A 13,213-nucleotide genomic window follows, 5' to 3' on the forward strand; every position below is an offset into this window, starting at 1 on the left:
GGATCAATCGGTGCAGATCTATAACAGCGAGCGGCCACATCTATCGCTGAAATACAAAACGCCCGATGCGGTGCATCGGGCGTTTTGAGGCTGAAATAGGTGTAAACCTATTTCAGGACTGGACACCTGCCTTACAACTTGGCAGTCAACAGCGCTTCCAGCTTCTCCTGGTCCCGAGCAAACTGGCGGATGCCTTCTGCCAGCTTCTCAGTCGCCATCGCATCCTCGTTGGACTCCCAACGGAACTGCGCTTCAGTCAAATGTACCCGCGCTTCACCGGCATGACCCGGCGACAGCTTACGTTCCAGCTTGCCGTTATCGGCAGCCAGTTTCTCTAGCAGGTCCGGGCTGATGGTCAGGCGATCGCAACCGGCCAGCTCTTCGATCTGGCTCAAGTTACGGAAGCTTGCGCCCATGACTACGGTCTTGTAGCCATTGGCCTTGTAGTAGTTGTAAATGCGTGTCACCGACTGCACGCCTGGATCATCAGCGCCGGTGTAGTCGTTGCCATTGGCTTTCTTGTACCAGTCGTAAATACGGCCCACAAACGGCGAAATCAGGAACACGCCCGCTTCTGCACAAGCCACGGCCTGGGCAAAGGAGAACAGCAGGGTCAGGTTGGTCTGGATGCCTTCTTTTTCCAGCGTCTCTGCAGCGCGGATGCCTTCCCAGGTGGATGCGATCTTGATCAGTACGCGGTCACGACCAATACCGGCCTTTTCGTACAAGTCGATCAGGCGGTGCGCACGTTTGAGCACGGCATCAGTGTCGAACGACAGGCGGGCATCCACTTCGGTGGAAATGCGCCCCGGAACCACTTTCAGAATCTCTTGGCCCACCGCCACCGCGAAGCGGTCGCTGGCCAGGCCCACGTCACCGTTGCAGTCCTTCACGCACTCATCCAGCAGCTTGGCATACGCAGGGATCGAGGCGGCCTTGAGCAGGAGGGAAGGGTTGGTGGTGGCGTCTTGCGGTTTGACCCGGGCGATAGCTTCAAAATCGCCGGTATCGGCTACGACAGTGGTGATTTGCTTGAGTTGTTCCAGCTTGGAAGTCATGGGCGTGCTCTGTCCTATGGGTCTGTTGACATTACCCGAGCGCTGACAGGCGCTCAAGGCGCAAATGCGTTCGATCGTTTGCGAGGGCAACAACCTGAAAACGGCCGTTTGAAAGATTGGCCTTGGTGCTAAATAGGAGGGCAAAACGGCCGGCAGGTTCAACCGAATCCCATAAGACCGGATTCAAACCCGCAGGCACCGCCCGTGCGCTCAACGTCCTTCCAGCAACGCCCCAGCCTGATCCAGCAACGCCAACGGATCACTCGCCTTGTGAATGTCCACCGACAACAACTGCCTGAACTTGCGCGCCCCCGGAAACCCCGTCCCCAGCCCGAGAATATGTCGGGTGATATGGTGCATCGAGCCACCGGTCGCCAAATGCTCGGCAATGTAAGGCCGCAACTGCGTCAACGCCTCCGCCCGACTGATCACCGGCGCGTCACTACCAAACAACCGCTGATCCACTTCCGCCAGCAAATATGGATTGTGATAAGCCTCGCGACCCAGCATCACCCCATCAAACGTCTGCAAATGCTCTTGGCATTCTTCCAGCGTCTTGATCCCGCCGTTAAGCACAATCTCCAAATCAGGAAAGTCCCGCTTCAACTGCGCCGCCACGTCATACCGCAACGGCGGAATGTCGCGGTTTTCCTTGGGTGACAATCCTTCCAGAATGGCAATTCGCGCATGCACCGTAAAACTGGTGCACCCCGCGTCTTTTACCGTACCGACGAAATCACACAACTCGGCATAACTGTCCCGCCCATTGATCCCGATGCGGTGCTTCACCGTCACGGGAGTCGACACTGCATCCCGCATTGCCTTCACGCAATCTGCTACCAGCGCAGGATGCGCCATCAGAATCGCGCCGATCATATTGTTCTGCACCCGATCGCTGGGGCAGCCGACGTTCAGGTTCACTTCGTCGTAACCGGCAGCCTCGGCCATGCGGGCGCAGGCGGCCAAGTCGGCGGGGACGCTGCCGCCCAACTGCAGCGCGAGAGGATGCTCTGCTTCATTGTGGCGCAGGAAGCGCTCGTGATCGCCGTGCAGGATCGCACCGGTGGTAACCATCTCGGTGTAAAGCAGAGCGTGTTTGGAGAGCAGGCGTAGGAAGAACCGGCAGTGGCGGTCGGTCCAATCCATCATAGGGGCGACGGAAAAGCGACGGGTAAGCGGTTGCGGTGGAACGGTCGTCAGGGGCATTGGGCAATCTGAGTGGGTAGGGCAGAATGCGTGAGTTTATCAGGAATCCAGAGGCAGGTTTCCGGGCCTACCTCTTCAGCGCTTGTGTGATTGCCGGGGCTCACCCTGTAACAACCGTCCCTTTATGAAAAATCTCGCGTCGTGCCCGGCGACTTATATTCTCATGTTTGCTTAGCGCGTAAATCTCATCAAAACGGCGACGATCAATGCCGTCATATTTGTCGAGCTCTTCAAAAACCATCCGATCGTAATCGTGCTCGATCACGAACCGGAAAATTTCCCGACGGTAATAAAAGCCGAATTGGAACGCCAGGACTTCGGTGAGGTGATCCGTGGGAGCGAGGAAGCAGTTTTCCAGATCGATTGCCTTGGCTCGTGTGGGTTGCTGCGGATCGATCATTACGTTGTTGGCCCAGAAATCCATGTGGACGATGTCTTTGCTGTGTAAAGCATGCAGCAGGTTAAAGGACACGTGAATCAGGTTCTGAATGTTGCGTTCGCGCTTGAGCCATGTGAGCCCATTAAGGTGGCCGTCGAGCATTTCGGTGAATATGAAGAATTCCTGGATCAGGCCGAGAGCTGATTTCCTGTAGCCGAAACCGTACAGGCCGGCGACGGGGGCGCCGCGTTTTTGTGCGCCGAGGGTATTGATGACTTCTTCTACTGGCCAGTCGAACGCTCCGTCGCGCTTTGCGCGCCCGAACGTCACTCTTAGCTTTGGTCTGAGGCTGTCAAGGGGCTGGGATTTGGCGAACAGGTCGTTCTCCATCCCTTTGAGGGGAGCGCTGACGCGGTCTCGCAATTGAAGGCGGGCGTCGATCAAATCCTCAATTGCTTGCTGAGCGCTGGAGTCGGTGCGGTGAGCGGTGAAGATCGTCGCGTTGCGGTGGTTGAGGGTTGCAGGAAAGCTCTGGAGCACGGTGTTGTCAGGAAAGCTCAAAACACATCCTTGTTGTTCGTGAAATATGACAGATATGTTACAGGCTGTACCTATTGGATCCAACCTGAACATGACCTGTCCAAACATTAAATTTAAGTCACAAAGGTAGCTTTAAGGGTTTTCCATAATTGACTGTGCGTTGTTTTTGTGGGTTTTTTTGGCCGTGTGGTTGGCGGTCAGCACTGAAATTCTGCTGAGTTTCATCGCGCAAGTGGGCGGGATTTTTGTTCTTCGGGAGGGAGAAAATTGGCGTGAAAAAATAATTGCGTGGTGCAATAATGGCATTGCGCCATTATTTCAAACTTTAAGTGCTAACAATGAAAACAACACTTTATGCGAAATTTTTTATCGTTTTAGTTACGCTTTCGCTGGTCTACGCTATTTATAGGTTGACCAGCGAGTTGGTATGAATGGTCTTAAGCGGGATTCGAGTTTTTGTATTGGCGGAGCAGGACGCGGCCAATCACGAATATGCCCCCAAGTACTAAGCCTAAAAAGGCGCCAAGTGCGGCAGGTTTTTTGTTGTTTTTGCTGTTTCCGATTTTAACTTCGTCAAGCGTGTTGAAGGCTCTCACGCTATTTTCAGGAGCTAAAGCTGGCAGGTTTAGCGCAATGGCTTCGTTATTCGCAGTGTCCATTGCTGTCTTGAGCTGAGATTTGGCTTGCTCTGCGGAAGGCGCGGTAGCTGAGGCGATATAGAGAACGGCCTCATTCCTCCCCGTCTTTGGCGCGGTTTCTTTCAGTGCGATGGATTGCGACGCCATGACGCCCATCGCGGTGTAGAAAATATCACTTTGTATTGAGCTATACAGTTGCAGTTCTACTGGCTGTATCGAAGTACCGGCAACCTGCTCATTTTTATTCACTTCTTTATACAAGTTATAAAGTGATGATTTTGTGATGTAAGTGCTGGCTGTCCATTCCTCTGCCGACGTCATATATAGGGATAATGAAATGACAGCGCCTGCAACTGTTGTCGCCAGGATAGTTATCTTGTTCGTCCAGAGGGCTTGGATCAGCGGGACCAGATCTATCTCATCACTAGGACGGTTATTTGAATTCGTTGAAATGCTCACGAAAAATTCCTTTCTAAACGTTCCCGAATTGTAGAGAAAAAAACACAATCAGACACTTATTATTCCATTTAATATAAATGAGAATACTTCTTGTTTTGTAAGTGCGTCACTTAACACCTTCACTACCCACCGCACCCTGAACCGTAGCTGTCGCTCATTGAGTTTTCATGAATGTCAGCGTCTCACCGGCATACGATCACCCGAACGATATAAACGTTCACGCCTCAACCTTCAGGGACTTGAAATATGCGCTCGAACCTTATCAAAGCCATGATCATTGCCGGCGCAGCGCTGGTTGTTAGCGCATGTTCAGGCATGAGCACCAGCACGTGCCTCTCCGAAGGTTGCCAATCCCTCGATGGCCACGGGTCTGGCAACGCGACCAGAGTAAACTTCGGAGGAAGCGGGATTGGTAATAGTTTCAACCAGTACAGTTCCGACTTGCTGCACGATTGAGATCGAAGTGGGCAGACTTACCTGCCCACTTAGCTTTTATCTACCTAATCAATGCCCGCCCGGCATGCGCCGTGCAATCAGGTAAACGCCGAGCCCGACCAGTGCCGTGGCTGCTCCGATATAGCCGGTACTGGTCCATCCCAGTCCCGCGCTAATCGCCATCCCGCCAAACCACGGGCCCAGTGCGTTGGCGAGGTTGAACGCCGCATGATTGGACGCAGCTGCCAAGCTAGGCGCCTCGTGCGCGATGTCCATCAGGCGGATCTGCAGCGGTGCGGCCATTGACACCATGGTGCCCACCAAGCCGATTCCCAGAAGCACGCTCCACAACGACCCGGCGGCAAACGGGAAGAGCACCAGCACGGCCATCGACCACACCAGGATCAAGCCCACCGCACGGAACTGCATGCGATCAAAGAGCTTGCCGCCGGCGATGTTGCCGATGATGCCGCCCACACCAAACGCCGCCAGGCCAAACGGAATCCACTGCGGCGACACTTTGGTCACTTCGAGCATGGTCGGGGCGAGGTAGCTGAACACGCAGAACATGCCGGCAAAGCCAATAGCGCCAATAGAGAGTGCCATCCACACCTGGGGTTTGGTGAAGGCGCGCAGTTCCTTGCGCGGGTCGCTGCGTTGTTCGTCGTGGCGGTGGGGAACGAATTGCCAGACCAAGGCGATGGTGCACAAGGCGATCATGCTGACCAATGCGAACGCCGAGCGCCAGCCCAAGTGTTGGCCGAGGAAGGTGGCAATGGGGTTGCCGAGCAGCATGGCCAGGGTCAGGCCCATCATCACGCGTGCGACAGCGCCAGCGCGTTTGTCAGTGGGCACCATGCTGGAGGCGACCACGGCAGCGATGCCGAAATAGGCGCCGTGGGGCAGGCCGCTGATAAAGCGGAAGGCCACCAGCGAGCCGAAGGTCGGGGTAAACGCCGTGGCCAAGTTGCCCAAGGCGTACAGGCCCATCAGCAACAGCAGCATGTGTTTTCGCAGCAATTTGGCGCCGAGAATCGCCAGCAGTGGGGCGCCAACCATGACGCCCAACGCGTAGGCGCTGATGGCATGGCCGACTTGGGGTTCGCTTAAGCCCAAGTTCTGCGCGATGTCGGGCATCAAGCCCATGATGGAAAATTCGCCGGTACCGATCGCGAAGGCGCCCACGGCCATGGCAGCTTCCATTTTGGCGGCGCTGCGCGCGGGCAGTACGTGCCCGGGTGTTTGCTGGATAGTCATGGGTAACTCTGTATGGATGGGGGGGTACGAAGAAGAGCCGTCGATGCTACGCAAGCGGCGTCGAAGGTGTCTAGAACAGCCGTTGGCGTGAGAGTTCCAGGCCTGTGACCTCAGGTCGCGGCTGCCACGCTTGACACCGGCGCGTTAAAAGCTGCGATTTAGAGCTGTCAATTGGCCAAACGGCGCATAAACGCCGTTTGCCGTGATATTCTGCGCGCCGTCTTGGTCTAGTCTCTTTCTGGTGCGTACATCCGTATACGTCCCAGCGATTGGCTGTCGCCCAGGTAGCTGAAGCCAATAATGATAAAAAGTCAGCGCAGAAGGGACATAAAAGTGAGGTCGATACATCGACCTTGTGTGCCCACCCTGCGGCCCTCAAGTGAATGTGTGAACCCCGCGGTGCGTTGCCTGGCGCAGCGTAATGGTGGCTTGCTCATGATCCGGGGTGGTAGGGCGGATGGCGTTTTATCATAGGTGCTACTGATGTTTAAAAAAGTAAACACTGCCTTGCTAGGGCTGGCTTTGTCGCTGGGGATCAGCTCCGTTCACGCGCAAGAGGCAAAGAAAGTCGATGTGCTGCTGATCGGCGGCGGCATCATGAGTGCAACCCTGGGTGTATGGCTCAATGAGCTGCAGCCGGACTGGTCGATGGAGATGGTCGAGCGCCTTGATGGCGTGGCCGAAGAAAGCTCCAACGGCTGGAACAACGCCGGTACCGGTCACTCGGCCCTGGCTGAGCTGAACTACACCCCGGAAGACAAGAACGGCAACGTTGAGATCCCGAAAGCGGTCGAGATCAACGAAGCGTTCCAGATCTCCCGTCAGTTCTGGTCCTGGCAGGTCCAGCAGGGCGTGCTGAAGAACCCGCGTTCGTTCATCAACTCCACGCCGCACATGAGCTTTGTGTGGGGCGATGACAACATCAAGTTCCTGAAAAAGCGCTACGAAGCCCTGCAAGCGAGCCCGCTGTTTGCTGGCATGCAGTACTCCGAAGACCCGGCGCAGATCGCCAAGTGGGTTCCGCTGATGATGGAAGGGCGTGACCCGAACCAGAAAATCGCGGCCACCTGGACCCCGATCGGCACCGACGTGAACTTCGGCGAGATCACCCGCCAGTTCGTTGCCCACCTGCAAACCACGCCGAAGTTTGACCTGAAACTGTCGAGCGAAGTGCAGGACATCACCCGTAACGCCGACGGTTCGTGGCGTGTGAGCTACAAAAACCTGAAAGACGGCACCAAGACTGAAACCGACGCCAAGTTCGTGTTCATCGGCGCCGGCGGCGGTGCACTGCACTTGCTGCAAAAGTCGGGTATTCCTGAAGCCAAGGACTACGCGGCCTTCCCGGTTGGTGGTTCGTTCCTGGTTACCGATAACCCAGCTATCGCCGAGCAGCACCTGGCCAAGGCCTACGGTAAGGCTTCGGTTGGCGCACCGCCGATGTCGGTTCCGCACCTGGACACCCGCGTACTGGATGGCAAGCGCGTAATTCTGTTTGGCCCATTCGCCACCTTCTCGACCAAGTTCCTGAAAGAAGGCTCGTACCTGGACCTGCTGACCAGTACCACCACCCACAACATCTGGCCTATGACCCGTGTTGGTGTGCGTGAGTACCCACTGGTCGAGTACCTTGCTGGCCAACTGATGCTGTCGGATGACGACCGCTACAACGCCCTGAAAGAGTACTTCCCGAACGCCAAGAAAGAAGACTGGCGCCTGTGGCAAGCCGGTCAGCGCGTGCAGATCATCAAGCGTGACCCAGAGTTGGGCGGCGTGCTGAAACTCGGTACCGAAGTGGTCAGCTCTGCCGACAACTCCATCGCAGGCCTGCTGGGTGCATCGCCAGGCGCGTCCACCGCGGCTCCGATCATGCTGACCGTGCTGCAGAAAGTGTTCAAGGACAAGGTTGCGACCCCTGAGTGGCAGGCCAAGCTGCACCAGATCGTACCGAGCTACGGCACCAAGCTGAACGACAGCCCGGAAGCGGTTGCCAAGGAGTGGGCCTACACCGCCGGCGTCCTGCAACTGACTCCACCGCCTGCGATTCCGCAATTGGCTGCTCCAAAAGCCACCGAGGCTACCAAGCCTGCGGCTGAGCCGAGCAAGCCGGCGTCTGACCTGGCGCTGTAAGCCAAGTCGAGATGCAACAAAGCCCGCTGAACCGGTAACGGTCAGCGGGCTTTTTATTGGGCGGTGGTTGGCGATGGCGTTTCCTGGCTTATCGAGCAGCCGGATTACCTACGCCTTTGCTGCTTCGTTTCGGTCGCAACGGGTTCAGCAAGCCGACAGACACGACCTGTTAAAAATATCCCAGAGCCAAGCAGGAGCGAGGCTGTAGCAAGGGGGCATTTTTTACCGGTGTATGTGTTGGGCGATCACGCCCGAGGAATGTGTATGTTGCTACGTTATGCGGCATTGGCGGCAGTTGTCGTCGCGGCGTCCGGGTGTGTGCAAGAGCGTGTTGTGCATGAGCGTGGGCCGGTCCAACGGGAGTACGTTGAAGTCGTCGCTCCGCAACCGCCACCGGTGCAGGTGATCGAGGTCGAGCCCGCACCCCGTTACGGTTACATCTGGTCGCGCGGCTACTGGCGTTGGGAAGGTGGGCGATACGTTGCGGTACACGGTCACTGGGAGCAGGTGCGCGAAGGTTATCGTTACGTGCATCCGCACTGGGTACAACGCAATGACGGCTACCACTGGCAGGTGGGGGGCTGGATACGTTGATCTCCGGCTAGATCGAAGCGGCCACTGTGTGTGGCGTGGGCTGATCGGAACAGGTACAAAGATTGCCCGACTTACCCCATCGACACGCCTGTAGACGACCGTAAAGAGAGACAGTCCATGACCGATCGCCGCCTCATCATCCCTGCCGCCATGCACCCTATTGTCGAGCGCGCGGGTTACGTCCCGGCAGTTAAGGTCGGCAACACCCTTTACTGCGCGGGGCAGGTCGGTCGCACGCCAGAACTGGCTGTGATCGACGACCCAGAGGCGCAATTCGTCGCCGCCTGGGAGAACCTGCGAGTGGTGTTGGAGGAGGGCGGATGCAGCTTCGAGGATGTGGTGGACATGACCACTTACCACGTCAACATGAGCCAGCACATGGCGGTTTTTCGTGAAGTGAAAAACCGCCTGTTTCCACGCGGGCATTGCGCCTGGACGACTATTGGCGTGTCAGAACTGGCGCATCCCGGTTTGTTGGTGGAAATCAAATGTGTGGCGGTACAGCGCTGAGTTATTGAACCACGCGATAACACGGCACATACGCCGCGCCGCCTGGCAATTTCATGCGGTGCTGCGCCACGAAGGCCTGCAGCAACTCGTCCAGCGGTTTCATGATGGCCGGGTCGCCGTGGATCTCGTATGGGCCGTTTTGCTCGATCAGGCGGATGCCCTTGTCCTTCACGTTGCCTGCCACAATGCCTGAGAACGCGCGGCGCAGGTTGGCGGCCAACTCATGCGGTGGCAGCGAGTGGCTCAGTTGCAGCGCGGCCATATTGGCGTGCGTTGGGTCGAACGGGCGCTGGAAACCCTCATCGATCTTCAGAAGCCAGTTGAAGTGGAAGGCGTCATTACGTTCACGACGAAATTGCTTCACTGCCTTGAGCCCGGCGGTCATCTGGCGAGCCACTTCGGCCGGGTCGTCGATGATGATCTGGTAGTGCGCCTGTGCGGCTTCGCCCAGCGTGGCGCCGACAAACGCGTGCAGTTGCTGCAGGTAGGGCGCTGCGTGTTTCGGCCCCGTGAGGATGACCGGGAACGGCAGGTCACGGTTGTCCGGGTGCATCAGGATACCCAGCAGGTACAGGAACTCTTCCGCCGTGCCTGCGCCGCCCGGGAAGATGATGATGCCGTGGCCGACACGCACGAACGCTTCCAGGCGTTTTTCGATGTCCGGCAGGATCACCAGTTCGTTGACGATCGGGTTCGGCGCCTCGGCTGCGATGATGCCCGGCTCGGTCAGGCCCAGGTAGCGCCCGCCGGTGATGCGTTGCTTGGCGTGGGAAATGGTCGCGCCTTTCATCGGGCCTTTCATCACGCCAGGGCCGCAACCGGTGCAGACGTCGAGGCTGCGCAGGCCCAGTTCGTGGCCGACTTTCTTGGTGTATTTGTATTCTTCGGTATTGATCGAATGCCCGCCCCAGCACACCACGATTTTCGGCTCGACACCGGGGCGCAGGGTGCGGGCGTTGCGCAGCAAGTGGAACACGTAGTCGGTGATGCCTTGGGAATTGCTCAGGTCGATGCGCTGACTGTCCAGCTCGTTCTCGGTGTAGACGATATCGCGCAGGGCGCTGAACAGCATTTCACGGGTGCTGGCGATCATTTCGCCATCGACGAAAGCGTCGGCCGGAGCATTCAACAGTTCGAGGCGCACGCCACGATCTTGCTGGTGGATACGCACCTCAAAGTCTTTATAGGCGTCGAGGATGGTCTTGGCGTTGTCGATGTGCGCGCCGGTGTTGAGGATGGCCAGCGCGCACTGACGGAAGAGGGTGTAGATGCTGCCGCTACCGGCTTCGCTCAGTTGTTGGACTTCACGTTGGGACAGGGTTTCGAGGCTGCCCTTGGGGCTGACGGAGGCATTGATGACTTGACGTTGGGGCATTCTGATTCCTTGAAGGCGCAGCCACCGCGCCCTTGAAGGCGCCGCGATGGCTTGAGAAGGGTGGGCGCCGAATTCGGTCGCACGGGACGGTTTTTTACCTCAGGCCCAAGGCCGAGTGCAAACCCCGTCCGGCACCATCATGCCGCAGAACTTACTGAATCAGCTTCCAGTTTTTGTAGAAAACCCGACGCAGGGTAAAGACCATCCCGGCAAAGCCCGCAATCACGGCGTTGAGCACCGAAGGCAACGACGTCGGCCGCACGATATCGATAAACAGGCAGTAACGCTTTGCGTCGTTTTTGTTGAAGGACGCATGCATCAGCGTGTCATCGAAGATAAACAGCGGGTCGTCGTGCCAGTAATGCTTGTGCTTGCCAACCTGGATGTACACGCCGTCGTGATGGGGCGCCGGCGCCATGTTGTAGAGCACGCGGAACATCATGCGCAGGGGGCCGAAGTGAAAGGAGGTCGAGCGGTTTTCGTTAAACACGGACACACCGATGGTTTTCACGAACGGCAGTTTTTCCCGGAGTTTCGGAATGTCGAGGGTGGTTTCGATGGGCCGTCCGTACCATTGGAAAAACAGCATGCCACGCTTTTTTTCCGCCATGCGCTCGTCCAGGTAGCCGATGATTTCATCCTTGTGGGCCATGGCGTCGTCGATTACCTGTTGCAGGTCTTTACGCCACGCGGCGGGCAAGTCGTTCATCGTGTAAACGTGGCGGTTGCGCGAACTCAGCAGGTCGAACAGCGTGTTGAACGGCGCCAAAAGCCAGGTGTTGCGACCACTGCCAATGAAGTATTTCTTGATGGTCGCGCGGTCGTATAGGCCGTTGCGCAAAAAATCGTAGACACCGCACACCAGCACCAGGGCCAGGAACACCAGGGTAGTAACCGGGAAGCAATAAATGATCAGCAACACGCCCAGCACCCAGGCGGCCGAAACCATTCTCTTGCGGATGACACTCGCACTCATGAAGCTCAGCTCCAGCGGGGAAGATGTATAGACTCCAGCCCCCGGCATCGTGATATGCCAGGCTTTGAAATATATGGAAACAATCTCCTTATAATAGGGCTTTATCCCTGAGTCGGGCGTTTTAAATATTGCGAAATTGTGAAGGCTTTACACAGTTTTTAACCCGCTCAGCGTTTTGTTGATTGGATTTTGTAAACGCAAGATTTGCGACTATCGTGACGCTTCGGTTTTTCGGACGTCATAGACCGGTACGAATGAAGTTGAATGGCCACCACTGGCCGTCGACCCCTTGGAAGAGGCAGAAATTTTATGATCATCAAACCGCGGGTTCGTGGCTTTATCTGTGTGACCGCTCACCCTGTTGGCTGTGAAGCGAACGTCAAGGAACAGATCGACTACGTCACCCAGCACGGCGCCATCGAAGGCGGCCCCAAGAAGGTGCTGGTTCTCGGCGCTTCCACCGGCTACGGCCTGGCCGCGCGCATCAGTGCCGCGTTTGGCTGCGGCGCCGACACCCTGGGCGTGTTTTTTGAGAAAGAAGGCGAAGAAGGCAAGTTGAGCTCGGCTGGCTGGTACAACAGCGCCGCGTTCGAGAAGTTTGCTGTCGAAAAAGGCCTGTACGCCAAGAGCATCAACGGCGACGCGTTCTCCGACGAGATCAAGCGCCTGACCATCGAAACCATCAAGAAGGACCTGGGCAAGGTCGACCTGGTGGTCTACAGCCTGGCCGCGCCACGCCGTACCGACCCGCAAGGCGTGGTGCACAACTCCACCCTCAAACCGATCGGCAAGGCCGTGACCCTGCGCGGGATCAACACCGACAAGGGCGTTGTGGTCGACACCACGCTTGAGCCTGCGACCCAGGAAGAAATCGACGGCACCGTCAAAGTGATGGGCGGCGAAGACTGGCAGCTGTGGATCGACGCCCTGCGTGACGCCGACGTGTTGGCCGAAGGCGCCAAGACCACCGCGTTCACCTACCTCGGCGAGAAGCTGACCCAGGACATCTACTGGAACGGCTCCATCGGCGAAGCCAAGAAAGACCTCGACAAGAAAGTCCTGACCTTGCGCGACAACCTCGCTGCGCTGAAAGGCGACGCCCGTGTGTCGGTGCTCAAGGCCGTGGTCACCCAGGCGAGCTCGGCGATCCCGATCATGCCGCTGTACCTGTCGCTGCTGTTCAAAGTGATGAAAGAGCAGGGCACCCACGAAGGCTGCATCGAGCAGGTCTACGGCCTGTTCAAGGACAGCTTGTACGGCAGCGAGCCGAAACTCGACGCCGACGGCCGCCTGCGTGCCGACCTGGCTGAGCTTGAGCCTAAAGTCCAGGACGCCGTGGCTGCACTGTGGAACCAGGTCACCGACGACAACGTCAATGAGATCAGCGATTTCGCAGGCTATAAGGCTGAATTCCTGCGCTTGTTCGGCTTTGAAATCGACGGCGTGGATTACGACGCTGACGTGAACCCGACCGTGAAGATCAATGGCCTGATCCAGGCTTAAACACGGTCGAAAAATGTGCGAGCGGGCTTGCTCGAGAATACGTAGTGTCAGTCACTGAATAGGGCGACTGATACACCGCTTTCGCGAGCAAGCCCGCTCCCACATTCGATCTGTGTTTTCTCAGACCCGTCTTACGCTCCGCTGAGTGCACCC

12 protein-coding genes are annotated in these 13,213 nt (G+C 57.2%); 5 read left to right on the forward strand and 7 right to left on the reverse strand.

All coding sequences use genetic code 11. The annotated features are described in order from the left end of the window. Window positions 1–131: 131 nt before the first annotated feature. From tal to CFE47_RS28335, 4 genes are all read right to left on the reverse strand, one after another. Window positions 132–1,058, reverse strand: coding sequence for a transaldolase (gene tal / locus CFE47_RS28320; RefSeq protein WP_286842078.1), 927 nt, complete (start codon window positions 1,056–1,058; stop codon window positions 132–134). 210 nt (window positions 1,059–1,268) lie between these two features. After that, on the reverse strand, window positions 1,269–2,264 hold the full coding sequence (gene dusA / locus CFE47_RS28325) for a tRNA dihydrouridine(20/20a) synthase DusA (RefSeq protein ID WP_286842081.1): 996 nt from the start codon (window positions 2,262–2,264) through the stop codon (window positions 1,269–1,271). Between the two features lie 100 nt (window positions 2,265–2,364). Further along, window positions 2,365–3,204 (reverse strand): lipopolysaccharide kinase InaA family protein, encoded by an 840-nt coding sequence (locus tag CFE47_RS28330; protein WP_286842083.1) that lies wholly within the window; start codon window positions 3,202–3,204, stop codon window positions 2,365–2,367. Between the two features lie 416 nt (window positions 3,205–3,620). Next, entirely contained in the window at window positions 3,621–4,280 is a 660-nt protein-coding gene (locus CFE47_RS28335) for a Wzz/FepE/Etk N-terminal domain-containing protein (RefSeq protein ID WP_286842085.1), read from the reverse strand. Window positions 4,281–4,526: 246 nt separating this feature from the next. Here CFE47_RS28335 and CFE47_RS28340 point away from each other — a divergent pair, with 246 nt between their 5' ends. Further along, complete coding sequence (locus CFE47_RS28340; protein WP_286842087.1) at window positions 4,527–4,736, forward strand: hypothetical protein; 210 nt, start codon at window positions 4,527–4,529, stop codon at window positions 4,734–4,736. Between the two features lie 48 nt (window positions 4,737–4,784). On the opposite strand, the gene CFE47_RS28345 is transcribed toward CFE47_RS28340, so the two are convergent. Next, window positions 4,785–5,972 (reverse strand): MFS transporter, encoded by a 1,188-nt coding sequence (locus CFE47_RS28345; RefSeq protein WP_286842090.1) that lies wholly within the window; start codon window positions 5,970–5,972, stop codon window positions 4,785–4,787. A 483-nt stretch (window positions 5,973–6,455) separates the two neighbouring features. Here CFE47_RS28345 and mqo point away from each other — a divergent pair, with 483 nt between their 5' ends. The 3 genes from mqo (at window position 6,456) to CFE47_RS28360 (ending at window position 9,206) form a co-directional block, all read left to right on the forward strand. Further along, window positions 6,456–8,102, forward strand: coding sequence for a malate dehydrogenase (quinone) (gene mqo / locus CFE47_RS28350; RefSeq protein WP_286842094.1), 1,647 nt, complete (start codon window positions 6,456–6,458; stop codon window positions 8,100–8,102). A 264-nt stretch (window positions 8,103–8,366) separates the two neighbouring features. Beyond that, the gene (locus CFE47_RS28355) at window positions 8,367–8,696 is read left to right on the forward strand and encodes a YXWGXW repeat-containing protein (protein ID WP_185708695.1); all 330 of its coding nucleotides are present in this window, start codon (window positions 8,367–8,369) and stop codon (window positions 8,694–8,696) included. A 117-nt stretch (window positions 8,697–8,813) separates the two neighbouring features. Continuing rightward, window positions 8,814–9,206, forward strand: coding sequence for a RidA family protein (locus CFE47_RS28360; RefSeq protein ID WP_286842096.1), 393 nt, complete (start codon window positions 8,814–8,816; stop codon window positions 9,204–9,206). 1 nt (window position 9,207) lies between these two features. On the opposite strand, the gene ppnN is transcribed toward CFE47_RS28360, so the two are convergent. Together ppnN and CFE47_RS28370 are read right to left on the reverse strand one after the other, a co-directional pair. Beyond that, window positions 9,208–10,581, reverse strand: a complete 1,374-nt coding sequence (gene ppnN, locus CFE47_RS28365) for a nucleotide 5'-monophosphate nucleosidase PpnN (RefSeq protein ID WP_286842099.1) — start codon at window positions 10,579–10,581, stop codon at window positions 9,208–9,210. 151 nt (window positions 10,582–10,732) lie between these two features. Next, entirely contained in the window at window positions 10,733–11,557 is an 825-nt protein-coding gene (locus CFE47_RS28370) for an aspartyl/asparaginyl beta-hydroxylase domain-containing protein (RefSeq protein ID WP_286842101.1), read from the reverse strand. A gap of 309 nt (window positions 11,558–11,866) precedes the next feature. On the opposite strand from CFE47_RS28370, the gene fabV reads away from it, so the two are divergent. Next, window positions 11,867–13,060 carry an enoyl-ACP reductase FabV gene (fabV, locus tag CFE47_RS28375; RefSeq protein WP_286842103.1) on the forward strand — a complete coding sequence of 398 codons (1,194 nt, stop codon included), beginning with the start codon at window positions 11,867–11,869 and terminating at the stop codon, window positions 13,058–13,060. Window positions 13,061–13,213 lie beyond the last annotated feature (153 nt).

This window comes from Pseudomonas sp. PGPPP1 (assembly GCF_002255865.1).
Lineage (GTDB): Bacteria > Pseudomonadota > Gammaproteobacteria > Pseudomonadales > Pseudomonadaceae > Aquipseudomonas > Aquipseudomonas cremoris.

Excerpts from the sequence above, each read along its gene's own strand:
- CFE47_RS28370 (WP_286842101.1), bottom strand. The coding sequence starts at position 11,557 with ATGAGTGCGAGTGTCATCCGCAAGAGAATGGTTTCGGCCGCCTGGGTG.
- CFE47_RS28340 (WP_286842087.1), top strand. The coding sequence starts at position 4,527 with ATGCGCTCGAACCTTATCAAAGCCATGATCATTGCCGGCGCAGCGCTG.
- CFE47_RS28345 (WP_286842090.1), bottom strand. The coding sequence starts at position 5,972 with ATGACTATCCAGCAAACACCCGGGCACGTACTGCCCGCGCGCAGCGCC.
- CFE47_RS28355 (WP_185708695.1), top strand. The coding sequence starts at position 8,367 with ATGTTGCTACGTTATGCGGCATTGGCGGCAGTTGTCGTCGCGGCGTCC.
- fabV (WP_286842103.1), top strand. The coding sequence starts at position 11,867 with ATGATCATCAAACCGCGGGTTCGTGGCTTTATCTGTGTGACCGCTCAC.
- mqo (WP_286842094.1), top strand. The coding sequence starts at position 6,456 with ATGTTTAAAAAAGTAAACACTGCCTTGCTAGGGCTGGCTTTGTCGCTG.
- tal (WP_286842078.1), bottom strand. The coding sequence starts at position 1,058 with ATGACTTCCAAGCTGGAACAACTCAAGCAAATCACCACTGTCGTAGCC.
- CFE47_RS28360 (WP_286842096.1), top strand. The coding sequence starts at position 8,814 with ATGACCGATCGCCGCCTCATCATCCCTGCCGCCATGCACCCTATTGTC.
- ppnN (WP_286842099.1), bottom strand. The coding sequence starts at position 10,581 with ATGCCCCAACGTCAAGTCATCAATGCCTCCGTCAGCCCCAAGGGCAGC.
- dusA (WP_286842081.1), bottom strand. The coding sequence starts at position 2,264 with ATGCCCCTGACGACCGTTCCACCGCAACCGCTTACCCGTCGCTTTTCC.